Genomic DNA, 22,334 nt, shown 5'->3' with positions numbered 1-22,334 from the left:
CACGGCGCCGGCGAAGGTGGAGCCGAGTGGGCCGGGCGGCGCCGGCGAGCGCCGCCCGGCGCCGCGCTACCAGGCGAAGGCCTCGGGCGCCTCGCCGCCGGGGCCGGGGAACACCTCGTCGAGGCGCTTCAGGTGCTCCGGGGACAGCTGGAGCTCGAGGGCGCGCAGGCTGCCGTCGAGCTGCTCGGCGGTCCGCGGGCCGATGATGGGCGAGGTCACGACCGGGTTCTCGAGCAGCCAGGCCAGGGCCACGTCGGCGGGCTTCTCGCCGAGCTCCGCGCAGAGCGCCTCGTAGGCCTCCAGCTTGGCGCGGTTCTTCTCGATGCGCGCCTGCGCGTCGGCCGACGCGCGCCGGCCCTCGCGCGCCTTCTGGAGGGCGCCGCCGAGCAGCCCGCCGGCGAGCGGGCTCCAGGGCAGGACGCCGAGGCCGAACGCGCGGCACGCGGGCAGGACCTCCAGCTCGACCGTGCGCGCGTTCAGGTTGTACACGCATTGCTCCGAGACGAGGCCGAGGAAGTGCCGCTGCGCGGCGAGCCCGTTGGCCTGCGCGATGTGCCAGCCGGCGAAGTTGCTGCTGCCGACGTAGAGGACCTTGCCCTCGCGGACGAGCTGCTCCATCGCCTGCCAGATCTCGTCCCAGGGCGTCTCGCGGTCGATGTGGTGCATCTGGTAGAGGTCGATATGGTCCGTCTGCAGGCGGCGCAGGCTCTCCTCGCAGGCGCGGCGGATGTGATAGGCCGAGAGCCTCCTGTCGTTCGGCCCTTCGCCCATGGGGCCGTAGACCTTCGTGGCGAGGACGATGCGGTCCCGCCGCCCGCCGCCCTGCGCGAGCCAGCGCCCGACGATCTGCTCGGTGATCCCCTCTCCGCGCTTCCGGCCGTACACGTTGGCCGTGTCGAAGAAGTTGATCCCGTGCTGAAGGGCCCGGTCCATGATGGCGAAGCTGTCGGGCTCGCTGGTCTCCGGGCCGAAGTTCATCGTGCCGAGGCAGAGAGGGCTGACCTTCAGGCCGGTGCGTCCGAGATTGCGGTGGTTCATGGTGCCGGGAGGGTAGCAACGCGCCCCGCGCGCGGTCCATGCCGGCGCGCTGGACGCGCCGTAGGGTTTCGCCGGAGTCGCGCGTCCGTGAGCTGGCCCGCCGCTTCCTTGATGCGCTGCCGTGCTTCCCATAGGCTCGTTTCGTCGGGCGAGGAGACGATCATGTGGCAGCAGGAGGACACGGAGCTCGAGCACGCAGAGGACGTCCGCGACGAGGCGCAGGGGCTCTCCGGCGTCCGGTTCACCATCGAGCTCGGGCACATCGACCCGTTCGACGCCGCCGCCGTCTTCTGGGATCAGCACGGCCAGGCGCGGGAGCTCTTCCCTGGTACGGAGTGCGCGATGCAGTCGGGATCGTACCGCGAGCCGACCTTCGTGCTCCGGACGAGCCTGAGCCTCGCGGGGATCGGGCCGTTCACGCAGACGTCGCGGTATTCGGCCCAGCGCGTCGCGCCGGAGTCGTTCGCCATCCGCGTCGATACGATCGAGGAGAACATGCTGTGGAAACGGGGGCTCGCGATTCACCGCTTCTCGCCGGGCTCCGGCGCGACGACGCTGCTCGAGGTGACGAGCCTGTACGCGCCCAGGGTGCCGATCAAGATCCTGAATCAGGCGGCGATCGGCGCGGCCCGCGCGCACCAGCGGCGCTATCTCTCGGGCCGGCGCCCGACGGCCGCGGAGCGGGAGCATTTCCTGGCGGCGCTCGGCGCGGGCGGGCAGGGCGGCGCCTGAGGCGCGCGTGTCCTCTCGCCGCCTTCGCGGCGGCGCTCCTCAGGCGGAGCGCGGGCGCGCGCGGCGAGGGGCGGCCGGCGGCGCGGCGCGCGGCGTCGCCGCGGCCAGCACCGCGGCCTCGTGGGCGGCGAAGCGCTCCGCCAGGAAGTCGACGAACAGCCGCGCCCTGGCGGGCTGGAAGCGGCGGCTCGGATAGAGCACGTGCACGGCGGAGCCCGGCGAGGGCAGGTCGGTGAGCAGCGGGACGAGGCGCCCGGCGTCGATGTCGGCGGCGACGTCCCAGATCGACTTGAAGGCGAGGCCGTGGCCGGCGACGGCCCAGTCGCGCACCAGATCGCCGCTGTCGGCCACGAGGCGGCCGGCGGGGCGGACGGTGTGGAGCCCCTCTCCGGTGCGGAAGGTCCACGAGAGCGCGCGCATGCCGGGGCGCTGCAGCACGATGCACGCGTGGGCGTCGAGGTCCGCGAGCGTGCGTGGCCACCCGCGTCGCGCGAGGTAGGCCGGCGCGCCGCAGACCACGCGGCGGCTCCGGGCCAGCCGGCGCGAGACGAGGCGCGAGTCGCCGAGCGCGCCGAGGCGCACGGCCACGTCCACGCCGGCGTCGAGCAGGTCCACCACGCGGTCCGACAGGCTGACGCGCACGCGGAGCCCCGGGTGCGCCGCCGCGAAGTCGGCCGCGGCGGGCCCGACCCACTGGCGGCCGAGATCCACCGGCGCCGACACGTGCAGGAGGCCGCGCGCCTCGGCCTGGCCTGCGGTCACCGCGAGCTCGGCCTCGCGCACGTCGGCGAGGATGGCGACGCAGCGCTCGTGGTAGGTCGCGCCCTCGGCGGTGAGCGTGAGGCGCCGCGAGCTGCGCTGGAGGAGGCGCACGCCGAGCGCCGCCTCCAGCCGCGTCATGCGCTTGCTGGCCACCGCCGGCGAGAACCCGAGCTCGCGCCCCGCCGCCGAGAGGCTGCCCCGCGCGACGGCGCACACGAACAGCTGCATGTCCTCCAGCTCGACCATGCGCACCCCCGGCGAGTCACGGGCAGCGAAGCGGGGGCAGGGTAGCCGCTCCGGGGGCGATCTTCAACATTTCCGAAAAGATGGTTCGGCGATCGCCGCCGTTCTCCTACGCGCCGGAAAGGATCAAGGTGGCTCCTGTCGCCGGTCGACCCGATCGGCTGTCCGAGATCGCTTGTTCCGAGGAGACACGTCCCATGAAAAAGACCCTGTTGATCAGCGCCCTCTCCCTCTCGCTCTTCGCCGCCGCGAGCGCCTGCTACGTGCAGGGCGCCGGCGCGGAGGACCTGCCATCGCCGCGGTCGACCGTCGTCGACGGGAGCCTGCCGAGGGAGCAGGCCGACGCGGAGATGCTCGCGGCACGCCGGTTCTACGCGTTCTGGAACACCGGCGATGAGGGCTACCTCGACGAGGCGATCGCGCCGACCTTCACGGACCGCACCTTGCCCAAGGGGCGCCCGCAGGGCCCGGCGGGCCCGGCGTTCGCGTCGAAGAGCTTCCGCGCCGCCGTGCCGGACCTGAGCTGCGAGGTGGAGCAGCTGATCGTCGTCAGCGATCACGTGGTGGCGCACCTGCGTTTCCGAGGCCACTTCACCGGCACGTTCGGCGACACGAAGGGCGCCGGGCAGGCCGTGGACTTCATCGCCACCGACATCCTGCGCGTGCAGAACGGACGTATCACCGACAACTGGCATATCGAGGACAACCTGACGCTGTTTCAGCAGCTCGGCGTGGTGGCGCTGTGACGACGGGGCGGGCCCGGTGGAGCCTCCGCGCCCCGGGCCCGCCGGCGAGGTGCGTTGTCTCGCCTCGCGGCGCGCGAGATCCCCGGGCGAGTCGGGCGTGCTTTTTCGCGCGGCTCGTGCGAGCGTCGATCGGATGCAGATCCGAACCGCTTCTTCTCCTCGTGGGTATGCGAGCGTCCTTTGCGCCGCGATGCTCCTGGCCTTCCCGTTCGCCGCCGGCTGTGACGATGGCGATGGCGGCGGCGACGGGGGCTCGAGCGCCTCGACCAGCAGCGCGAGCGCGGGCGACGGGGGAGGCGCCGCGGGCTCGACCGCCTCGACCAGCAGCGCGAGCGCCGGGGGCGGTGGAGCCGCCGCGTGCGGCCCCGACGTCGACGCGCCCGAGGAGGTGCTCCCCGGCGCCGCCGATCCCGAGGCGGGGGTGTTCACCCTGGCCGAGGCGCTCGCCGATCTCCCGGAGGGGCCTGGGCCGCTGCGCGCGATCCTCGACACCGACAAGGGCGAGATCACGTGCGAGCTCTTCCCGGAGCAGGCCCCGAACGCGGTCGCCAATTTCGTCGGCCTCGCCCGCGGGCGCCGGCCCTTTCGGGACTCGGCGACCGGCAGCTGGGTGAAGCGGCGGTTCTACGATGGGCTGACCTTCCACCGGGTGATTCCGGAGTTCATGGCGCAAGGCGGCGACCCGCTCGGCACCGGCGAGGGCTGGCCAGGGTACGAGTTCGACGACGAGATCTCCGCGCTGAAGCATCGAGCGGGGACGCTCGCTTACGCCAACGCCGGGGCCGACACCAATGGAAGCCAGTTCTACATCACGGAGGTGGCGACGGACTGGCTCGACGGCGACTACACGATCTTCGGCCAGTGCGCGCCGGTCGAGGTGGTCACCGCGATGACGCACGTGGAGACCGACGAGGACGACAAACCGCTCGTGGAGCTGCGCCTGCGCGAGGTGACGATCACGCGCTGCGCGCCGTGAAGAGGGCGCGGGCGCGCCGGCCGTGCCGCTCGCTCGGGGCGCCGCGGCGCTGGGCGCCCGCGGTGGAGGAGGTCACCGAGCGAGCGGCTTCCTGGCGCTGATGAGCGAGTATCCCGCGTAGACCGGGATGACGGACACGTCGGTGAACCCGCACCCGCGGACGAGCTCGTCGAGCTCGCCGGCCGTGAGCTGCTTGCCGGGGGTCATGTACACCATGTTCATGGAGAACAGCGCCGCCGTGAGCGGGCCGTCCTGCCCGTCCGAGAGCAGGAGCTCGTAGATGAGGACGCGGCCGCCCGGCGGCAATGCATCGAAGCTGCGCTGGACCAGGCGCCGCTGGCGCGCGCTGTCCCAGTCATGGAGGATGTTGGCGAAGAAGATCGCGTCGTGACCCGAAGGCCACGCGTCGCGGAACATGTCGAGCTCCAGCACGTCGATGCGATGCTCGAGGCCGTGCTCCGCGACGTACCTCCGCGTCGCCTTGCACACGGGCGGCAGCTCGGCGACGGTGAAACGCACCCCGGGGTTCTGCTGCGCCAGGGCGATGCTGAAGCAGCCGGAGCCGCCGGCGACGTCGAGGAGGCGCCCCACGCCCGAGAGCTCGGCCCGCTGCGCGAGCCCGACCGCGGTCGCGAACGAGTGGCTGTGCATCGCCTGGGTGAAGACGAATGCCCGCTCGTCCGACAGGTCCGCCTCTGCCCACTCCTCCGAGATGACCTTGCCCTGGCCCTCGCCCCACGCGACGGCCCCGTCCCGCCGCAGCGTCTCCAGCAAGGTGCCGTGCGTGATGGGAACCTGGCAGATGAGCCGCACATAGTGGCCCCAGTAGAACGGCCTGGTCGGGATCAAGAAGTTGCGAGACGTCTCGGTGAGATGGAACTTGCCATGAGACCGCACCAGGAGCCCCATGCCTGCCAGGGAGGCCAGGAGGGCCTCGGTCGCGCGGACGCTGAGGTGAAGCTTCCCGGCCATCTCCGCGATGCCCGCGGGCTCCCGCTCGAGGAGCGAGAACACCCCGAGCTCGTCGGCGACGCTGATGATGGGCAGCTGGTAGACCGAATACCCGAGCTGCCGCATCAAGGAGTCGTCACAGGTAGGTTTTTCGAGATTCATGGACGTCAATGCATTCCTCCGCTCTGCTCAAGAAGGGGGGATGCCGGCGCGGCCGGCGAGCGATCCGTCTCCAACATAGCTGAGCTCGATCGGAGCTGACCAGGTGTTGCTCGCTGCCTCGTGGGTCCTCCCGCGCCCTCGCCGGCCGTGGCGAGCCCAGCGTCCCGGCGGGCGCGATGGACGACGCTGCTCGGCGTGCGGCTCAGGCGACTGCGCGAAATGAGGCGCCTGCGCGAGACGTAAGCGGCTCTGGTTTCGGCGCGGCGGGTGGGCTGGGCCGGGCTGGGAGAGGGGGCGACCGCCTCCGCACGGCGGCGGTCGTGCTACGCTCGGCGAAAGGCCATGTCCGCTGTCGAGCCCGAGATGACCGCCCGTCCGCCCGCTGCGCCTCACCGGCGGCTGGGAGCCCACGTCTATCGCCGCCCGCCCGAGCCGGTGGTCTTCCCGGAGGCCGAAGAGGTGCCCGAAACGAACCGCCACCTGGAGCTCCGCACCGCGCTGTACCTGATCCTCAAGCGCGAGCTCGCGCACGCAGCGACGCTCGGCTCCGACCAGTTCGTTTACTGGGACCCGACGACGCCGAGGAAGCGCCTCGCCCCCGACGCCTTCGTGCGTCTGGGCGCGCCTCATCGGACCTTCCGCACCTGGAAGACGTGGCTGCACGGGGCCCCCGACCTCGGCGTCGAGATCGTGAGCGATTCGGACGAGGGCGAGCCCGCGTGGGAGGAGAAGCTCGAGCGCTACCGCGCCGCGGGCATCCGCGAGGTCGTGCGCTTCGATCCCGACGACGGCGCGCGGCCGATCCGCGTCTGGGATGCGCTCGACGGCGATCTCGTGGAGCGGTCGCCGGACGACCCGGATCTCTGCGCGTGCGAGACGCTGGGCCTCTGGTGGACCGTGGTGGAGGACCCGTCGGTCGGCCCGATGCTCCGGCTGGCGCGCGACAGGGAGGGCCGTGAGCTGCTGCCGACGCCGGACGAGGTCGCGGCGAAGGATCGTGAGGTCGCGGCGAAGGAGCGTGAGGCCGCGGCCAAGGCGAGGGAGGCCGAAGCCGAGGCGCGGGAGGCGAACAGGAAGCTCCAGGCCGAGCTGGACGCGCTGCGGGCCGAGCTCGCGCAGGCCACGGGCAAGCAGACGCCGCGTTGACGACCGCGCGCCCCGCGAGGGCCGGCTCGGTGCGCCGGCCCCCGGCGGGTCACTTGGCCAGCTTGAACACCGAGGCCGGCAATTCCTCGGTATGCCATGTCGTCCAGTAGATGGCGCGGCGGTCCCGCGCGAGGCCGTTGATGTACGTGCTGTCGGCGAGCGTCTCGGGGGCGCCGCCCGAGGTGCGCACCCGCTGGAGCTGCTTCGCGCCATCGCTGTACCAGTAGACGAAGGTGGCGTCCGCCAGGATCCGGGTGGGGTAGTTCGCCGCCGCGAGCGTCCCGGCGCCGGAGCCGTCCGCCGTCGCGGGATCATCGCGGATTTCACCCTCAAAGATCCCCCAGATCGCATTGCAGCTCAGCGCCGTGCTCAAGGCGGCGCACACCGCGAGGCAGGTGCACTCGCTCTGTCGCATCGCGGTACTCTACCGCCGCGCGCCTCCCGCAGAGAAGCCGGCGGCGCGCGGCGCGGGCGGGGCGCTCGATCGATGCACGAGCGAGCTATCGCGCCACCCCCGGGACGCGAGCGCCTCGTGTCCTCTCCTGCACGTGGGTTGCGGTCGCCGCGCCCGCGACGCCGGCGAAGATCCGGAGCGCGCCGGTGAGATCGGGATAGACGACCACGTCGCGCGCGGGCTCGTCCGGACCATAACGCAACCACAGCAGCGGCCATGCATAAGCGCGCACCGCCTGGGCCACGAGGCGGCCCCCGGCGGCGAGCGCGGTGAGGCCGGACACGGCGCGCTCGATCGTGCCGGCGAAGCGGTGGCCGTGGAAATCCGGCTCGACCGTCCGATCGCTGCCGCCGCGGTAAGCGCTGCTCCTCGCGCGGGGGCGGAGGTCGTGGCAGCGCAGGGGCTCGGGAGGGGTGTCGGCGCCCAGACGGCGCTCCAGGGCGCCCTCGAACGAGAACAGCGACGGCACGAAGGTCATCTCGGGCGGCGCGTAGAGCTCGCGCATCTCGAGCGGGCGGTCCTGCAGATGGCGGATGCGCACCCGCCGGACGCGGCCGGCGCCCATGCAGGACGGGCAGCGGACGTATCCCGCGCGGCACGAGCAGGCGTACGGCCGGGCCCGGCCGCTGCAGCGGGGGCAGCGCGCGCGCCCCGAGGCGCTCGCGCACCCGGTGCAGGGCGCGAGGCCGAGATCCTCGACCAGGCGCCGGTAGGCGCGCGGCTCGAAGCACAGCGGACGGGGCGGGTCGCCCGGCTCGAGCTGCGCCGCGGCCGCCGGGCTGAGGTCGACGACCTCCGTCCAGCCCTCGCGGCGCACGATCGATGCGAGGACGACCAGCGCGGCCACGCGGCGCTCCTCGGCGGGCGCGCCGGGCGGAAGCGCCAGGCCTTCGGTGCGGGCGCGCGCGACCGTGGGGAGAAACGGGGCCACGGGATCGGACGGCGGCTCCATCGCGGCAGCATGTCCACGAACCGGAGGGCGCGCCATCGCGCCGCAGGCGGTGGGCACGAAGGCGCCGTACGGCGTCCCGCGGCGGCCGGGACGCGCCGGATGTGGGGGCCGCGCGTCGCTGCCGAACAGCGGCGGTCGCGCGCTGGGCGCTCCCTCCTCCGCCGGGAGCTCAGGCGTTGCGCATCGGCTCCGCGAGCCATCGAACCAGCGCCTCGCCCTCGAGCTCGATCAAGGCGGCTTCGACCTCGTCTGGACCGTTCACGCGAGCGCGCTCGACGATCGATCGCTCTTCTTCGGCCGTCAGACGTCGCCCGATGCGCCGCGCGAAGAGGCGGCCGAGGAGCTCTGCGATCGCCTTCTGCCCGCGCTCCTCTCCTCGTTGCTCTCCCCGTTGCTCTCCCCGTTGCTCTCCCCGCTGCTCGGCCTCGATGATCATCTCGCCGATGATCGGCGTGCGCCGGAGCAGCCCCTCTTCCTTGTCCTCTACCATGATGATGAGCTCCTTCAGCAGATTATGCCCCCAGGGATCGATGGTCGCCATCACCAGGAGCGCCGTGTACAGCTCAGCCCGCTCCTCCGCGGCCTTCGCCCCCGTGTGGATCTCCGCGACCACCTCCCGCAGCGCCGCCGCGGTCGCATTACGTGCAAGCGGCGCAAATACCAGCCAGAGCACGCTGCCGCGCGCTCGCAGCTCGGAGACCGTGCGCTGGTAGACGGCGTCGATACGGAAGCGCGCGCCGCTGAACGGCCGCCCGGGCCAGGCGATGCGGCGCTTCCCGGCTTTCGGCAAGCGCCGCCTGCGTCCCGAGAGGACCACGGCGACGCTCTCGATGGGCGGCACCGGCGCGCCAGAGGATTCGAGGCGGAGCGCGGCGAAGAGGAAGCCGAGGTATTCGAAGATGCGATCCGGCACGTCCTCGCGGAGCGAGAAGCAGAACTCGACGTGGAGCACCCGCGGCTCGCCGCCGACCCGTAGACGCAGCGCCTTGTCGAGGCGGCGCTCGATGTTCGTGACCTGGCTGTCGACCCAGCCGAGGACCTCGATGGGGCGGCTCTCAGGGACGAGGGCGCGCACCAGGTCCTCGGGGCGCCTTCGGGCGAGGTGGCGCAAGGTGATGTCGGCGTCTCCCATGGCGTGGCGCCCATGGCAGATCGCGTGCCGGGCGTTCGAGATGCCGAAATCAAGGGGTTCCGGGGCCTGGCGTGCGCATCGGGCGGGTGGCGGCGCCATGGCGGAGCGACCCGCGCCGGAGCACCGACGATGGAGGGACCCGACCGGGGTTGAGGGACCCGACCGGGGTTGAGGGACCCGACCGGGGTTGAGGCAGAGGCACCCCTCGAACCGATCGAGCACCATGGCGTGTCCTTCCAGCAGCTTCGCGCTTGCCCCCCGCTCGGGGAATCCCTTTCGCCCCCGGCGCTACGTCCCCGCCCCCGGATCCTTGCAGCAACGAAACCCGATCTCGTAAAACCGGAACATCGGTCCATGCGAGTCGTTGGTCCCGCGGCACCCCGCCCACGGCTTGGACCAGTAGCCGCCCTTCAGCGACGAGCGGTGCGGCCACTCGGGACGCGACGTCGATACCCACTCTTCCACGTTGCCGACCAGATCGACGACGCCGTACGGGCTCACGCACGCCGGATACGAGCCCGACGGCTCGCCCTGCCAGAGCCGCTGCGTCTCGGCGGCCCGCACCGCCGGGTCGTCCGACGCGAGCCGCCGCTCGCTGATGCCCCGGTATGGCTTGCTCACGTTGCAGGCGGCCGGGTCCTGCGCGTAACCGTAAGGGAAGGGGAGCGCCGACGGCCCCTCGCACGCGAGCTCCCACTCGAACTCGGTGCAGAGGCGCTTGCCGACGGCGGCGCACTCCCGCTCGGCCTCGACGAAGCGGAGCATCACGACCGGCAGCGCGCCCGCCCGGTTCGGCCACTCGTGGCGATCCATGCACGTGCGCACCGGCGTGAAGCGCGGCTCGGCGGCGAACAGCCCGGGGAAGAAGCTGAAGCAGTGGCCGCCGCGGTAGCTCGTGCAGATCCGCTGCACGTCCTCGTGGTGCGTGCCCTCCACGAGCACCATGTCGGGCGGGCAGGACGCCGGAGCCCCGGGCCGGGGCAGCGCGTCGGCCTGGACGAGCAGCGGGGCGAGCAGGAGGTCGAGGAGCACGCGGCGGCTCTCTATCGCAAAGCCGCGCGCGACGCACGAGAGGCCGCGCGGCGGCTCGCCTCACCGGACCTCGCGCGGCGCTCGCGCCCGCGCCCGCGCCGGGCTAGTCTCGCGCCATGGGAATGACGCTGCTTAGGATGCGGTTCGCCGCGCTCGCGCTCCTGGCCTGGGGGAGCGCCTGCGGTGGCAACGTCGTGGTCGACGGGATGCCCGGCGAAGGGTCGGGAGGCGCCGGCGTGACCAGCAGCAGCGCGAGCGGGACGAGCAACGTGGGGGTGACCTCCACCGGGGGGGGCGGCGGCGACGTGCGGTCGAAGTGTCTCGCGTACTGCGAGATGTTCCTGCCGGTGTGCGGCGCGGCGCCGGGGAGCTGCGGCGACGTCTGTGACGAGCGGCTGTCCGCCGCGCCCCCGTGCAACGATCGGCTCGCGCCGTTCTTCGATTGCGCGATCGAGGCGTTCGATTGCTCCGTCGCCCCGTCCAGGTGCCAGCCTTTGCTGACTCAGTACGAGACGTGCGCGTTCGACGCCGACTCCGGCTGTGGAGGGCTGGAGTGCTTCGGCGGCGGGGACAGGGCGTGCAGCTGCAAGGGCTCGTGCCCGGGCTGGGATTTCGCCGTCGAGTGCAGGCCGAGCGGGCGCTCCGACATCTCCTGCTCCTGCCTCGTCAACGGCTCGGAGGTGGCCACCTGCACGCAGGCCGGCTCGGGGTGCGCGCTCGCCGTCGACTGTTGCGAGCCGAGCTTCGAGCAGTTCCGCTGAGAGGCACGAGCGAGCGGCGTTCGCCATGGAGGAGGATCGACGGAGCGCAGCGCGAGGCGGGGCGCTCGCCGAGGAGATGGCGAGCTGGGTGGGGGCGCGGATCGACGCCGCACACGCGAACCCGGCGACGGGGCTCGTCGCGCTGGCCGTGTACGCCGGAGCGCGGCGCGTGCTCGGCGCCGGCATCGGGCCGCGCGTCGCGGGGGTGGGGGTCTTGCCGCGGCTGCCGCGGCTCCGCGCCGGCGGGGCGCATCCGCTCCTGGCCGCCATGCGGGCCCACCTGGTCGGCCGCCGCGTGCTGGCGATCGAGGTGCGGGGGGACGGCATCGCCGTGATCGTCGGCGATCTGTCTACGGTGGAAGAAGACCAAGACGATGAACTGCCTGGTGAGGCGGGGCCGTCGGTGGCGGCGGCGCCCGCACCCGGGTTGAGCCCGACGGCGCCCGCACCCGGGTTGAGCCCGGGGTCGCCCGCACCCGGGTTGGGCCCGGGGTCGCCCGCACCCGGGTTGGGCCCGGGGTCGACCGCACCCGGGTTGGACCCGGCGCCCGCCGCGGCGGCGCGGCTGGAGCTCGCCCCGGGGCGCCGCGGCGAGGTGCGGCTGCTCGACGGCGCCGGCAACCTGATCCTCCGCTGGCCGCCTCAGGGGAGCGCCCCGCCGGCCGAGATCGCCTACCCGGAGGATCCGCTGGCCGCCGGCGCGGCGCTGGTCGAGGCGAGCGACGACGCCGCCGCCGGCCAGGAGAAGGCGGCCCTCGCGCGCGCCGTCAAGGCGCGGCGCGCCGCGCTCGAGCGCAGGGCCGAGGCGGTGCGCGGCGATCTCGGGCGGCTGGGGAGCGTCGCGCGCCTCCAGAAGACGGGGCAGCTCCTGCTCGCGCAGGGCGCGCGGGTGCCGCGCGGGGCCGCGAAGGCGCTCCTCGACGACTGGGAGACGGGCGGCAAGATCGAGGTCGCGCTCGACCCGGCGCGCCCCGCCAAGGCGCAGGCCGAGGCGTTCTTCGCCAAGGCGCGGCGCTACCAGCGCGGCGAGGCGGTGATGCGCGCGCGCCTCGCCGAGACCGAGCGCGCCCTCGAGGCGATCGCCGCCCTCGAGGCCGACGTCGCGGCGGCGGAGGCGCGGCCGGAGGCGCTCGAGCCGCTCGCGCAGCGCGCGCGCTCCCTCGGTGTGGCGCGCGCCGAGATCGCCGGGGCGGGCGCCGCCGTCGCCGGCGGGCCGGGGGCGGCCGGAGGAGCGCGCGCCCCGCGGGCCGGACGGACCGCCCCGCGTCGGCCGTTCCATGCCTACCGGAGCGCGTCCGGCGCGGCGATCCTCGTCGGCCGGGGCGCCGAGGACAACGACGCCCTGACGACGAAGCATGCGCGGCCGCACGACCTCTGGCTCCACGCGAAGGGCGTCGCGGGTTCGCACGTCGTCGTGCCGCTCCCGAAGGGGGCGAGCTGCCCCGCCGACGTGCTCGTGGACGCCGCGACCCTGGCGGCGCACTTCAGCGACGCGCGCGGCGAGGCGGTCTGCGAGGTGAGCTACGTCCCGCGCCGCTACGTGCGCAAGCCGCGCGGCGCGGCCCCGGGCGCGGTGGTCTTCGATCGGGAGAAGGTCATCGCCGTGCGCATCGAGGGGGCGCGCCTGTCGCGGCTGCTCGCGACCAAGGAAGAGGGCTGACGAAGGGCGCTCGCGCCGGTGGCGACGCGCCTCGCGCGCAGGCCGCGAAGCGCCCCGCGGCCGGGCTGCGGCGCCCCCGGGCCCAGGCTGCGACGCCGTCGCTCCGCCTGAGGGCGGCCCGCCCTCAGGCCGTGAACGCCGCCCGGACCTGCTCGTTCAGCTGATCCAGCCGGCGCGCCGGCAGCTCCGCCGCGCGGGCGAGCGACGCGATGACCGCGCGCTCCGCGTCCGAGATCCCCTCGCTCGCGTGGGCCACCGCCAGCGCGACGATGACGCCCTCCTCCACCGCGTCGCAGTCCATGAGGATCTCCGCGAGCAGCCGCACCCGCGGCTCGACGCCCGCCGCCGCGATCACCTTCAGGCTCGCCTCGATCAGGTAGCGGACGAGCTCCGCGTTCAGCTCGGCGCCGAGCATCGGCTCGATCAGCTGCCGGAGGGCGTCGATCTCCTCGGCGTCCACGTTGCCGTCGGCGTTCGCCACGAGCGCGCCGAGGTCGACGATCGGGGTCGGGTTGTACTCGTTCAGGTCGAAGCGGGCGCGGAGCAAGCCGGCCGCCTGGTGGACCAACGCGGGAGGCTTCATGTCGCCTCCGCTCCGGCGATTCGCCTCATGACTCACCACCTTTCGGCGCGCGGCGCCGCACGGTCTCGGACTCGCTGAGCCCGAGGCAGAGCTGCGCCCGGAGCGCGCGCAGCCCCGCGAGCACCTCGGCCGACGCCTTCTCGGCCTCGGCCCGCTCGATGGCCGCGTCGAGCGTCGCGAGCCGCCCTGTTTGGAGCGCCTTGAGCGAGTAGGTCATCTGCACGAACGTGTCGAAGAGGTCTCCGAGCTCATCGCCCTTGCGCAGCCCCTCTCCGATGGTGAGCCGCGTCGTGCCGACCTGGCGGCACAGGCGCTTCATCTGGTGGACCGGCCCCACGATGCGCTGGGTGATGAAGATCCCGAGCACCCCGAGGACGACGAGGAGGAACGCGCCCCCGCCGACGAGGATGTTGAGGAGGCGCTGGCGCAGCGCCTCGACCTCGGAGCGCCGCCTGCCGACCTCCGCCAGGTTGCGCTCGTACTCGCGGTTCGTCTTCTCGAGCTCCTCGTCGAGGGTATTGCCGAGCTCGGCGCCGTCGCCGCCCAGGGCGGCGGTGCTCATCCTCAGGATCTTGGCGCTGTTGGCCGCCTCTTTGAGCGCGAGCTCGGCCTGGGACGCCGCGTACTGCGCCTGCTCGTTGGCGACGCTCGCGGTCTGCCAGATGACGAGTCCGAGCACCGCCATGACGGCGAGCACCACCGACACCAGGAGCCCCGTGTACTTGAGCTGGAATCGCGGGTTGAGGAGCAGCTTGCGGCGGGGGGCCGGGCGGGCTGTGGCGCGATCCTGGGCGGGAGAGGTCATGAGGTCTCGTCAGCGGGCGGACGGCATGACCGCCAGCACAGGACATGGCATGAGCGGGGCCGCCGCGGTGCGACCCCCCCGGAAAACGCACTGCGGTTTCACTGGTACCCCATTCCCGGCGCCGGTCGCAAGGGTCATTCAGAGGTCGAACAGCGTCCCCTGCCGGCTCGGCCGCCGGAAGGTCGAGCGCTCGTCTGCCGCTTCGCGCTCGCGCGCGGCGTTCAGCCCGAGGCGCTGGCAGTGCACCTCGAACAGCCGCTGGATCGCCGCCCAGCGCGCGCCTGCGCCCTGGAAGCGCGCCCCGAAGGCGGCCTCGTTCATCTTGCCGCCGCGCATCTCCTGGATGCCGCGGCGCACCTTGCTGGCGCGGTCCGGGAAGGCCTCCTCCAGGCGCTCGTCGAAGACCGGCAGCACCTCGCGCGGCAGGCGCAGCGGCATCATGAAGGCGCTCTGCGCCCCGGCGTCGCGGGCGCGCTCGAGGAGCTCGGGGACGTCGCTGTCGTTCAGCCCGGGGATCAGGGGCGACAGGGAGATCCCGGTCGGCACGCCCGCGTCCGAGAGCGCGCGCATGGCCTCGAAGCGCAGCGACGAGCGGCTCGCGTACGGCTCCATCTTGCGGGCCACGGCGTCGTCGGCGAAGGGGATGCTGAGGTGGACGCGGGCGCGGGCGTGCCGCGCGAGCTCGCCGAGCAGGGCGGCGTCGCGCCGCACGAGCGCGCCCTTGGTGATGAGCCCGACGGGGTTCCGGAACGCGAGGCAGATCTCGAGGCAGCGGCGGGTGAGCTCGTAGCTCGCCTCGAGCGGCTGGTAGCAATCGACGTTGCCGGAGAACACGATCGTGTCGCCCTGCCAGCCCGGCTTGTTGAGCTCCTTCTCGAGCAGCTCGGGCGCGTTCGCCTTGACCACGATCTTGCGGTCGAAGTCGGTGCCGGCGCCCCACCCGAGGTACTGGTGCGAGGGCCGGGCGTAGCAGTAGGCGCAGGCGTGGATGCAGCCCCGGTACGGGTTGACGCTGTACTGGAACGGCAGATCGGGGCTGTCGTTGGCGGTGATGATGGAGCGGGCCTGCTCCTCGAAGACCTGCAGCGTCGCCGGGGGCGCCTCTTCGAGGTACTCGACCTGCGTCGACGACCACGGGTTCGGAGGGTTGTTCACGGGGCGCGGCATGGTGCGGGGCGCGCCGGGCGAGGGGGCGGGCGCTGCGCGCGCAGTGTAGCGCGTCCTCGTCCGGGTGGGAGCGTTTGTTCAGTAGAGCCCGGTGGGCGCTGGCACGCGGCGTGGCGGGCTGGGCGGCGGGCGCGGCCTGGGAGGCGCTGCGGGCGGCGGGCGCGGCCTGGGGGCCGCAGCGGGGGGAAGGGGCGGGGAGAGCGGATTGACAGCCGAGGGAACGCCTGCTGGCATGCGGGCGCTCAGGAGCGAGGTGAGGGACAAGATGGCCACTCCGAAACAGCCCGGGTTCGATCTCCGCAGCACGTACCTGCACCTCGCGGACGGGGGCGACGCGCTGCAGATCGAGGTGAGGCCGACGTTCTGGCAAGAGCTGATGTCCGGCGACTCGGAGGCCGCGGACATCCGGCGGATCACGGACGAGGGAGGCTGGCTGGTGATACGGTATCCGCTGACCGAGGACACGCCGCAGTGGGAGATGCACCCGGCGGGTGACGAGATCCTGGTCCTCCTGTCCGGCGCGAGCGACGTCGTGCTGGAGGAGCAGGGCGGCGAGCGGGTCGTCGCCCTGCTCGCGGGCGCGGCGTGCAAGGTCCCGCAAGGCGCGTGGCACCGGATCCTCGTCCGCGAGCCGGGGGACCTCCTGTCGATCACATACGGCAAGGGGACGCAGCACCGGCCGCTGTAGCTGCGTGGGGGCGAGCCTGCCACCCGACATTCCGGGGCCGGGCGCCGGCTGACGCGAAATGAGGCGGGTGATGTCGGCCGGATCCTGCTCACGGCGGGCCGGCCGCAGCATGGTCGACGAGCGTATCGAAGAACCGAGCGGCATGCCCGGAAGCGGCGCGCACCTTGCTGGGATCGACCAGCCCGATCAGCTCGAACCCATGAGACTTCGCGTACTTCCCCTTGGTCTTCGAATCCCTGGTCGCACGATCGAGCGCGTCGTAGAGGTCTCTCTTGGCGACCTGCTCGACGTTCGGCTGACGGGGTAGCGCGTCCCTCCGGAATCCCTGCTTATAGTATGCCGCGAGCGCTTCCGGGTCCGCGACCAGCCAGGCCTCCATGGCCTGCACCATCAAGTGGAGCTGCTCATCGCTCACGCCGTCCGGTCTGGGCCACTGATCTCCCTCGCGCTTGAGGACGTGGTCCCACGCTGACGTACCGGGCTTCACGGGCTCCTCGCTGTCGACCAGCAGGATGCACAGCGCATCCGGATGGCTCTTCACCGCACGCCTAAAATCGTCGAACGCCTCCTTGCGGCTGCCGCATGCGATGACCTTCGGTCTGGCGCGCCCGCCGAGGACTCTCTCGAACAGCTTGCTGAAGCCTTCGCGGAGCGGCTCCTGAGCCCGCCGCGAGGCTCCGCCCCCCTCCACGTAGACGCGCACGGCTACCATCGTGTGCCCCCGAGCTCGCCCTTGCGCCAGAGCTCACCGAGCGTGTACGTCTCAAGCCACGTCGCGAGGGCCTCCCGCGTGAGGCGTCGCAGGGTCGTCCGTCCTTCGTGGCGCTCGCAGACGAGCACCGTTTCCGGGGTGTCGGAGAGTGCATCGACGAGGACATCCGAGTGCGTCGTCACGATGATCTGTGTGCGCTCCGATGCGCCGAGCAGGAGGCGCGCGAGCGTGGGCATCAGATCCGGATGGAGGCCGAGCTCCGGCTCTTCGATGCAGACGAGCGGCGGCGGCGCTGGATCGAGCAGGATGGCGAGCAGCGCAAGCCATCGGATCGTGCCGTCGGAGAGGCGCGTCGCGGGGAGCGTCCAGCGCTCTTCCTCAAGGAATATCTGGACCGTTCCTCCCTCGATCTGCACGGAGAAGTCCACGACCCCATCGAAAACCTGCTGCAAGGCGTCGATCAGCACCCGCTTCGTCGGGATATCCCGGCGGAACCGGTTCAGGATCAGCCCGAGGTTCTGTGCGTCTTCTCGCAAGTGGTCGGTCGGCAGATCGGACGGCTGCGGGTATCGTGGGGACGAGGCGCGCCCGAGGCCCCAGTCACGGTAAAGCCGGATTTTGCTGTAGTGATCCCCGACGAACGAGAGCTCCGGATAATGATCGGGATCCTTGCGCTGGGAGAGGATGGACTGCTGGGGGTCGATGTCCTCGCGGCGGAGCTCGCGCTTGCCGTTTCTCACGTTGAGCATCGGCCGTCCGTGCTCGTAGCCGAAGTAGACGTGCTGGCCGGTCGGCTCGGCCGGCGGCTCCTCGTCCTCGATGCGCTCGTCGACGATCTCCAGGCGCGCTCCGAGCTCGGTGAAGGAGACCCGGTGGCGCAGGTTCCAGCTCGATTCCGGCCGGTACGCGAGGACGGCCTCCACCTCGGCCTTCGCGCCCGGCTCGCCTCGCCAGATCCATGCGCTCACCCCCCCGCCTTGTCGTACCGGGGCGAGCAGATCCGTGGGTGCGGCGCGAAGGAAGCCGATGGCCTCGATGAAGTTCGACTTGCCTGACCCGTTGGGTCCGATGAGGACGTTGAGCTTGCTGAGCTCGATCGGATCGGAGCCCGGACCGAAGGACAGGAACCGATCTAGCCGCAGACTCTTGAGGAGCATGCGCGGAACTCTACCCGGATCGCGCTCATCGACGCCACCGGGGGAGCTGACCTCAGCCTCGCCCGGCGAAGCGGCGGTGGTCGACCATGAGGCAGCGGTCCTGCACGACGAGGATCCCGGCCTCGACGAGCCGCTCGGCCACCTGGTCGTTCCGGATGCCGCTCTGCAGCCAGACGGCGCGCGGCCGGGCGGCGAGGAGGTCGTCGAGGTGCGCGGCGACGTCCTGGCCGCGCCGGAAGACGTCGACGATGTCGATCGGGCCCGGGACGTCCGCCACGCGGCGGTAAACCTGCTGGCCGAGGATGGTCTTCACGTCGGGGTAGTAGACGGGGACCGGGATCACCTCCACGCCCGCGCCGTGCAGGTAGCTCGGGACGTAGAAGGCGGGCTGATCCGCCTGCGCCTCGGTCTTGATGCCGAGCACGGCGACGCGCCGCGCCCCGCGGACCAGCTCGGCCACCCGGGCATCGTCATCGCTGATGTCGCGAATGTCGTTCATGCGGGGAGTGTACGTCCGCCGAGCCGGCGCGGCACCCGGGACGGCGCGATGCAGAGCCGGAGGCGTGGGGCCTGGGCGGCGCTTGGCGCCGGGATCGCTGCGTTCAGCGGGGGCGTCGGCCGGCGGAGGCTCGAGCGCGTCTCGGCCTGGGGCGTGGGGGCGAGTCGCTTTCGTCTTCTGGTTGTCGGGTCGAGCCTCTCGTGGGCTGCGCGGCGGGCGTCGTGCCGCCGCCGGGGCGGCCGCTCGGACGGCGGTAGCCGAGCTCGCGGAGGAGCTTGCGATCCTGGATGGCCGACCGGACGACGGCGCTCCATTCCAGGTACCAGCCCCAGAGGTCGGCTTCGGCCTGCTCGCCGTCGTTGTCGGGGTCTGCTGGCGACCGATCCGCGGCGGGCTCGACCTTCGCGGCGCGGGCGAGGAGCTCCCTGGCCTCGTCGACGACCTCTCTGGTGATCCCGCGCCTGGCGAGGAGCGTCCTGGCGTCGCGGCCGTCTCCTTCGAGTCCGCCCTTGTCCTTGCGCCTGGCGAGCTGGTCCCAGCGCTCGACGAAGGTGCCGACGGACACGACGACGGCCGCGCCCTCGGTCTGGCCGAGGTTCCTGAACATCCAGGCATGGACCTCGGGGCGACGGCGCTTGAGGGTCGCCGCGGCAATGGGAAACCACCGGTTCTCCCAGCCGTCGAGCGCGGCGATGAGGTCGGGTTCGGGAGCGCTGGGGCGCACGTCGATGCCGAGCCGGGGGCGCGTGAGGCCCTGGAGGAGGCGCCACCCCTCCGCGAGGTCGGCGTCGGTGAAGCCGTGCGCGACGAGCGCCGCGGCGATCTCGTCCCTGCGAAGGCCCATCAGCAGCTGGAGCACCCGCACCGCCTTCTGCCGGAGCGTCAACCGGGCCATGAGGAATGAGGACCTCCCGTGGAAGACGACTGTACGGGGTCGGGGGACGCGTCCACCAGGGCAGAGCAGGAGAGCGCCGGGGCCGGGAACGGGAAACCCAGGGCGGGCGAGGGGCGCCCCCGGTCGGCGGGGCGGAGTACCCGGGGGAGGGAGGCGCCGGTGCGGGGGATCGAGTCGGGCGAGGTGCGGATCGAGTGAGGGGAGCTGGGGGATGACGAGCGGGAGGTGGGGGTGGAGGTCGCGGGATACGGGGATCGAGTGCGGGAGAGCGGGGATCGAGAGAAGAGGGGCGGGGATGTGGGGAAAGGAGGAGGGGGAGTGTACGAGCGGAGCCCTGGTAACACTTCTGACCGGGAGCCGCGGTGACACTTCCTTAGAGCTACGGGCCGCTGCTCCGGGAGGACTGGAAACAGAGGCCGGATCCTCGTCGACGCGACACGCTCACCGCGCTCTCTCGGACCGCCAGGATCTATACACGAACCGCTTCCCGCGGTCTCGGTACACGCGAGCCTCTCCTCACGTTCCGGCGTGAGTGCGCGCAGGTCACCGTGCCTTGGCGAGCTGCAGCTCCTTGTTCTTCAAGGTGACCTGCGCGAGCAGAACCGGCCCGTAGTACAGCTCCCAGACGTCGTCGGCGATCGGAAGCAGCCCCACGGGCTCGTTGGCGATCAGCTTGGAGACGAAGGTGTTCGCGCCACCGAACTGCAGCCGTCCCATGTCCCCCACGCGTCGCACGGCCATCGTGTCCGGATACTCCGGCGAGGAGGGCTTGCTCGGCATCGTCCGCCGCGACGGCGTGTAGCGCGAAGCCGGCGTCCTCTGGCCGAGCGCCTCGTGGGGCCGCTGGTCATTGTACTCGTGCCGGAAGCGGTCGAAGACGCGCTGCTGCGCCGCGAGCGTGGCTCCGGGCGGCGATGTCGCCTCCGCCTTCAGCGTCTTGTGCATGCGCTCGTGACGGCCGTTCTGCTGCGGCTTGCCGGGCTCGATGCGCTCGGGAGCCACGCCGAGCTTGATCCAGCTCACCGACAGCGCCGAGAGCCCTCCGATGCCCAGCGTGGCGAACGGCGGGCCGTTGTCCGAGCGGATACGGTTCGGCAGCCCGAACTCGCGGAACGCGCGCTCGAAGTGCGGCCGCACCGAGGCCTCGTCCGGCTTCGCTACGCCCTCGCACTTGAGCAAGTACCGCGACGCCTGGTCCGTCAACGTCAGCGGGTGGCACCGGGTCTTGTCGCCAAGCGCAAAGTGCCCCTTGAAATCGACGCACCATGTGTCATTAGGCTGCTCCGCTGGAGCCAGCGTCGACGGCATCGCTGACGTCGGCATCACCACGCGGCGCCGCCGGGGCCGGATCAGCCCGTGTTTCTTGAGCAGCTCGCCGATGGTGCTCGTCGCCGGCAGCCCCTCAAGGCCCATGCTCTCCAGCCGGGCGCGCAGCTTCTTCGGACCCCAGGTGGGTCGCACCTTCCGCAGCTCGACCAGCGCGTCGACGATCGCCGCTGGCGTCGCATGCGGGAACGTGTGCGCCACGGGCCGCCGCTCCTCCAGACCACGAGGTCCGGATTGCTCGTAGCGCTCCACCCACTTGTACCCCGTCTTCCGGCTGATGCCGAACCGTCGGCACAGCTCCGCGAACGTCTCGTCCGACTCGTTGACCTGCGCGATGAACTGAAGCCTCTCGTCCACTGAACATGTCTCTTTCCAGGGCACCAGCGATCCTCCGTCGCCGACCCTCTACGACATGTGTCACCCAGGCTCCCGGTCCGTCCGGGTGCTACCCAGGCTCCCGGTCTGAACCGTTACCCAGGTCACCGGTCCGTACCGAGAGGAGCGGGGAGCCGCGCGAGGGAGCGGCAAAGCGGCCGAGGAGAACGGAAGGGCTGGCCGAGGGGAGGAGGGGGCGTGGTAGAAGAGGGCGGGAGCACCGGTTGCGAGCGGTGGAGTGGTGCGGAAAAGCCGGGGGGCGCTCGCAAGGCCGGCAGGTGTTTGAAATGACGATGGATTTGGGGATGGCCGGGGGCGCGCGGGCCGGCCTCCGGCGGCCGGAGCGAGGGGGGCGGCGGGGACCTCTCGCAAACCGGGGTGCAAGTGCGCGAAATTTCAGGTAGGCCTGGAGGCCTCTCTCCACCGCTGAAAGGCGGCGGCCCCATTGAAGCCACTCAGGCAGCTAGGCAACAACAGGGCGGACACGAGCTCTCCACCGCTGAAAGGCGGCGGCCCCATTGAAGCGTGATCCGGAACCGACCCGCCGCGTCCCGGTCGACCTTCTCTCCACCGCTGAAAGGCGGCGGCCCCATTGAAGCTGGAGCACGATCACGCCGCCGTTACGCCATTGGGCCTGCTCTCCGCCGCTGAAAGGCGGCGGCCCCATTGAAGCGTGTTAGTGGAGTATACAACACCCTCGGGCAGCGGTGTCTCTCCGCCGCTGAAAGGCGGCGGCCCCATTGAAGCCGGAACAGGCTCTCCAGTGCCCCAAAGGCCGTCCTGGCGCTCTTGTCGCTGAAAGGCGGCGGCCCCATTGAAGCAGCGACGGTCCGACGAGACCAACGGCTCCGACATGGCCTCTCCGCCGCTGAAAAGCGGCGGCCCACCGAAGCCTCCTGTACGAAGCTCTGATCATCGTCCCGGGGATCAGCTCTCCGCCGCTGCGTTCATGAAAACGGGTCGTTGCTAATGCGTCGCCTTCAATCGCGCGCCGCGGCTCTCTTCATGCGTGCTGCCGCCGACCGTCCGACGGCCGCTGCTTCATCGAGGCTCCCCCTGCTTTGCACATCCGTCTCCTGCGGATAGGCGCCGCCGAACCTCGCGCTCGCGGGGCAGCCGAGCCCGCCGCGAGGACGTCTACCCGCTCCTCCTCTCCCCTTGCTCCGTCGACGCCCCCGGTCCTGCGAGCACAGCAAAGCACCCCCAGCCCGCCCTTACTTGCACGCAGCGACGTCCCATCCCCGCGTAATCCTTCACCGTTTGCGAATCGTCATGGAAAATTATCACCCCTCGACGCAATGCCGCGCTTGCAGTCTCACTGGAGCGCTCCATCTGGATCCCCGAGGGCACGTGCGATAGGCTGCCCTCATGGCGCGGCGT

Annotated in this window: 23 protein-coding genes; 8 read left to right on the top strand and 15 right to left on the bottom strand. The window is 72.0% G+C overall.

The window, feature by feature from the left end:
- Window positions 1–66: 66 nt before the first annotated feature.
- A complete protein-coding gene (locus WME98_RS03875) occupies window positions 67–1,038 on the bottom strand; it encodes an aldo/keto reductase (protein WP_437950022.1) in 972 nt (323 codons plus the stop codon).
- A gap of 162 nt (window positions 1,039–1,200) precedes the next feature.
- Between WME98_RS03875 and WME98_RS03870 the strand changes: the two genes are divergently transcribed.
- Window positions 1,201–1,770, top strand: coding sequence for a hypothetical protein (locus WME98_RS03870; protein WP_437950021.1), 570 nt, complete (start codon window positions 1,201–1,203; stop codon window positions 1,768–1,770).
- 39 nt (window positions 1,771–1,809) lie between these two features.
- Here WME98_RS03870 and WME98_RS03865 read toward each other — a convergent pair whose 3' ends face one another.
- Window positions 1,810–2,778, bottom strand: coding sequence for a LysR family transcriptional regulator (locus WME98_RS03865; RefSeq protein ID WP_437953955.1), 969 nt, complete (start codon window positions 2,776–2,778; stop codon window positions 1,810–1,812).
- A 194-nt stretch (window positions 2,779–2,972) separates the two neighbouring features.
- On the opposite strand from WME98_RS03865, the gene WME98_RS03860 reads away from it, so the two are divergent.
- Both WME98_RS03860 and WME98_RS03855 read left to right on the top strand, forming a co-directional pair.
- Window positions 2,973–3,521 (top strand): ester cyclase, encoded by a 549-nt coding sequence (locus tag WME98_RS03860; RefSeq protein WP_437950020.1) that lies wholly within the window; start codon window positions 2,973–2,975, stop codon window positions 3,519–3,521.
- 190 nt (window positions 3,522–3,711) lie between these two features.
- On the top strand, window positions 3,712–4,497 hold the full coding sequence (locus WME98_RS03855; RefSeq protein WP_437950019.1) for a peptidylprolyl isomerase: 786 nt from the start codon (window positions 3,712–3,714) through the stop codon (window positions 4,495–4,497).
- Between the two features lie 72 nt (window positions 4,498–4,569).
- Here WME98_RS03855 and WME98_RS03850 read toward each other — a convergent pair whose 3' ends face one another.
- Entirely contained in the window at window positions 4,570–5,610 is a 1,041-nt protein-coding gene (locus WME98_RS03850; protein WP_437950018.1) for a methyltransferase, read from the bottom strand.
- Window positions 5,611–5,973: 363 nt separating this feature from the next.
- On the opposite strand from WME98_RS03850, the gene WME98_RS03845 reads away from it, so the two are divergent.
- Window positions 5,974–6,756, top strand: coding sequence for a Uma2 family endonuclease (locus WME98_RS03845; protein ID WP_437950017.1), 783 nt, complete (start codon window positions 5,974–5,976; stop codon window positions 6,754–6,756).
- A 49-nt stretch (window positions 6,757–6,805) separates the two neighbouring features.
- On the opposite strand, the gene WME98_RS03840 is transcribed toward WME98_RS03845, so the two are convergent.
- The 4 genes from WME98_RS03840 to WME98_RS03825 form a co-directional block, all read right to left on the bottom strand.
- The gene (locus WME98_RS03840; RefSeq protein ID WP_437950016.1) at window positions 6,806–7,171 is read right to left on the bottom strand and encodes a hypothetical protein; all 366 of its coding nucleotides are present in this window, start codon (window positions 7,169–7,171) and stop codon (window positions 6,806–6,808) included.
- Between the two features lie 85 nt (window positions 7,172–7,256).
- Window positions 7,257–8,162 (bottom strand): hypothetical protein, encoded by a 906-nt coding sequence (locus WME98_RS03835; protein ID WP_437950015.1) that lies wholly within the window; start codon window positions 8,160–8,162, stop codon window positions 7,257–7,259.
- 169 nt (window positions 8,163–8,331) lie between these two features.
- A complete protein-coding gene (locus WME98_RS03830; protein ID WP_437950014.1) occupies window positions 8,332–9,294 on the bottom strand; it encodes a hypothetical protein in 963 nt (320 codons plus the stop codon).
- A gap of 288 nt (window positions 9,295–9,582) precedes the next feature.
- A complete protein-coding gene (locus WME98_RS03825) occupies window positions 9,583–10,326 on the bottom strand; it encodes a formylglycine-generating enzyme family protein (RefSeq protein WP_437950013.1) in 744 nt (247 codons plus the stop codon).
- A gap of 116 nt (window positions 10,327–10,442) precedes the next feature.
- Here WME98_RS03825 and WME98_RS03820 point away from each other — a divergent pair, with 116 nt between their 5' ends.
- Both WME98_RS03820 and WME98_RS03815 read left to right on the top strand, forming a co-directional pair.
- Window positions 10,443–11,087, top strand: a complete 645-nt coding sequence (locus tag WME98_RS03820) for a hypothetical protein (RefSeq protein WP_437950012.1) — start codon at window positions 10,443–10,445, stop codon at window positions 11,085–11,087.
- 25 nt (window positions 11,088–11,112) lie between these two features.
- Window positions 11,113–12,747 (top strand): NFACT RNA binding domain-containing protein, encoded by a 1,635-nt coding sequence (locus tag WME98_RS03815; RefSeq protein ID WP_437950011.1) that lies wholly within the window; start codon window positions 11,113–11,115, stop codon window positions 12,745–12,747.
- 124 nt (window positions 12,748–12,871) lie between these two features.
- Here the strand turns inward: WME98_RS03815 and WME98_RS03810 are convergent, their stop codons facing one another.
- The 3 genes from WME98_RS03810 to WME98_RS03800 form a co-directional block, all read right to left on the bottom strand.
- Complete coding sequence (locus WME98_RS03810) at window positions 12,872–13,330, bottom strand: tellurite resistance TerB family protein (protein ID WP_061628323.1); 459 nt, start codon at window positions 13,328–13,330, stop codon at window positions 12,872–12,874.
- A 25-nt stretch (window positions 13,331–13,355) separates the two neighbouring features.
- Window positions 13,356–14,135: a HAMP domain-containing protein gene (locus WME98_RS03805; protein WP_437950010.1), complete on the bottom strand. Its 780-nt coding sequence runs from the start codon at window positions 14,133–14,135 to the stop codon at window positions 13,356–13,358.
- A 138-nt stretch (window positions 14,136–14,273) separates the two neighbouring features.
- Window positions 14,274–15,302 (bottom strand): PA0069 family radical SAM protein, encoded by a 1,029-nt coding sequence (locus WME98_RS03800; protein ID WP_437950009.1) that lies wholly within the window; start codon window positions 15,300–15,302, stop codon window positions 14,274–14,276.
- A gap of 265 nt (window positions 15,303–15,567) precedes the next feature.
- On the opposite strand from WME98_RS03800, the gene WME98_RS03795 reads away from it, so the two are divergent.
- Window positions 15,568–15,990: a cupin domain-containing protein gene (locus WME98_RS03795; protein WP_437950008.1), complete on the top strand. Its 423-nt coding sequence runs from the start codon at window positions 15,568–15,570 to the stop codon at window positions 15,988–15,990.
- An 88-nt stretch (window positions 15,991–16,078) separates the two neighbouring features.
- Here the strand turns inward: WME98_RS03795 and WME98_RS03790 are convergent, their stop codons facing one another.
- From WME98_RS03790 to WME98_RS03775, 4 genes are all read right to left on the bottom strand, one after another.
- Window positions 16,079–16,693 carry a DUF4276 family protein gene (locus tag WME98_RS03790; RefSeq protein WP_437950007.1) on the bottom strand — a complete coding sequence of 205 codons (615 nt, stop codon included), beginning with the start codon at window positions 16,691–16,693 and terminating at the stop codon, window positions 16,079–16,081.
- Window positions 16,694–16,695: 2 nt separating this feature from the next.
- Entirely contained in the window at window positions 16,696–17,859 is a 1,164-nt protein-coding gene (locus WME98_RS03785) for an AAA family ATPase (protein ID WP_437950006.1), read from the bottom strand.
- A 52-nt stretch (window positions 17,860–17,911) separates the two neighbouring features.
- Complete coding sequence (locus WME98_RS03780; protein WP_437950005.1) at window positions 17,912–18,358, bottom strand: CoA-binding protein; 447 nt, start codon at window positions 18,356–18,358, stop codon at window positions 17,912–17,914.
- 103 nt (window positions 18,359–18,461) lie between these two features.
- Window positions 18,462–19,253, bottom strand: coding sequence for a hypothetical protein (locus WME98_RS03775; RefSeq protein WP_437950004.1), 792 nt, complete (start codon window positions 19,251–19,253; stop codon window positions 18,462–18,464).
- Between the two features lie 18 nt (window positions 19,254–19,271).
- On the opposite strand from WME98_RS03775, the gene WME98_RS03770 reads away from it, so the two are divergent.
- The gene (locus WME98_RS03770; RefSeq protein ID WP_437950003.1) at window positions 19,272–19,451 is read left to right on the top strand and encodes a hypothetical protein; all 180 of its coding nucleotides are present in this window, start codon (window positions 19,272–19,274) and stop codon (window positions 19,449–19,451) included.
- Between the two features lie 345 nt (window positions 19,452–19,796).
- On the opposite strand, the gene WME98_RS03765 is transcribed toward WME98_RS03770, so the two are convergent.
- A complete protein-coding gene (locus WME98_RS03765) occupies window positions 19,797–20,960 on the bottom strand; it encodes an integrase core domain-containing protein (protein WP_437946437.1) in 1,164 nt (387 codons plus the stop codon).
- Window positions 20,961–22,334: the final 1,374 nt, after the last annotated feature.

This window comes from Sorangium sp. So ce296 (genome assembly GCF_051529605.1).
Taxonomy (GTDB): Bacteria; Myxococcota_A; Polyangia; order Polyangiales; family Polyangiaceae; genus Sorangium; species Sorangium cellulosum_D.
Note: the sequence above shows the minus strand (reverse complement) of the source record. Positions and strands in the feature narration are given on the sequence as shown.

Coding starts and splice junctions, on each gene's coding strand:
- WME98_RS03875 (WP_437950022.1), bottom strand. CDS start 1,038: ATGAACCACCGCAATCTCGGACGCACCGGCCTGAAGGTCAGCCCTCTC.
- WME98_RS03870 (WP_437950021.1), top strand. CDS start 1,201: ATGTGGCAGCAGGAGGACACGGAGCTCGAGCACGCAGAGGACGTCCGC.
- WME98_RS03865 (WP_437953955.1), bottom strand. CDS start 2,778: ATGGTCGAGCTGGAGGACATGCAGCTGTTCGTGTGCGCCGTCGCGCGG.
- WME98_RS03860 (WP_437950020.1), top strand. CDS start 2,973: ATGAAAAAGACCCTGTTGATCAGCGCCCTCTCCCTCTCGCTCTTCGCC.
- WME98_RS03855 (WP_437950019.1), top strand. CDS start 3,712: ATGCTCCTGGCCTTCCCGTTCGCCGCCGGCTGTGACGATGGCGATGGC.
- WME98_RS03850 (WP_437950018.1), bottom strand. CDS start 5,610: ATGAATCTCGAAAAACCTACCTGTGACGACTCCTTGATGCGGCAGCTC.
- WME98_RS03845 (WP_437950017.1), top strand. CDS start 5,974: ATGACCGCCCGTCCGCCCGCTGCGCCTCACCGGCGGCTGGGAGCCCAC.
- WME98_RS03840 (WP_437950016.1), bottom strand. CDS start 7,171: ATGCGACAGAGCGAGTGCACCTGCCTCGCGGTGTGCGCCGCCTTGAGC.
- WME98_RS03835 (WP_437950015.1), bottom strand. CDS start 8,162: ATGGAGCCGCCGTCCGATCCCGTGGCCCCGTTTCTCCCCACGGTCGCG.
- WME98_RS03830 (WP_437950014.1), bottom strand. CDS start 9,294: ATGGGAGACGCCGACATCACCTTGCGCCACCTCGCCCGAAGGCGCCCC.
- WME98_RS03820 (WP_437950012.1), top strand. CDS start 10,443: ATGGGAATGACGCTGCTTAGGATGCGGTTCGCCGCGCTCGCGCTCCTG.
- WME98_RS03815 (WP_437950011.1), top strand. CDS start 11,113: ATGGAGGAGGATCGACGGAGCGCAGCGCGAGGCGGGGCGCTCGCCGAG.
- WME98_RS03810 (WP_061628323.1), bottom strand. CDS start 13,330: ATGAAGCCTCCCGCGTTGGTCCACCAGGCGGCCGGCTTGCTCCGCGCC.
- WME98_RS03805 (WP_437950010.1), bottom strand. CDS start 14,135: ATGACCTCTCCCGCCCAGGATCGCGCCACAGCCCGCCCGGCCCCCCGC.
- WME98_RS03800 (WP_437950009.1), bottom strand. CDS start 15,302: ATGCCGCGCCCCGTGAACAACCCTCCGAACCCGTGGTCGTCGACGCAG.
- WME98_RS03795 (WP_437950008.1), top strand. CDS start 15,568: ATGGCCACTCCGAAACAGCCCGGGTTCGATCTCCGCAGCACGTACCTG.
- WME98_RS03785 (WP_437950006.1), bottom strand. CDS start 17,859: ATGCTCCTCAAGAGTCTGCGGCTAGATCGGTTCCTGTCCTTCGGTCCG.
- WME98_RS03780 (WP_437950005.1), bottom strand. CDS start 18,358: ATGAACGACATTCGCGACATCAGCGATGACGATGCCCGGGTGGCCGAG.
- WME98_RS03775 (WP_437950004.1), bottom strand. CDS start 19,253: ATGGCCCGGTTGACGCTCCGGCAGAAGGCGGTGCGGGTGCTCCAGCTG.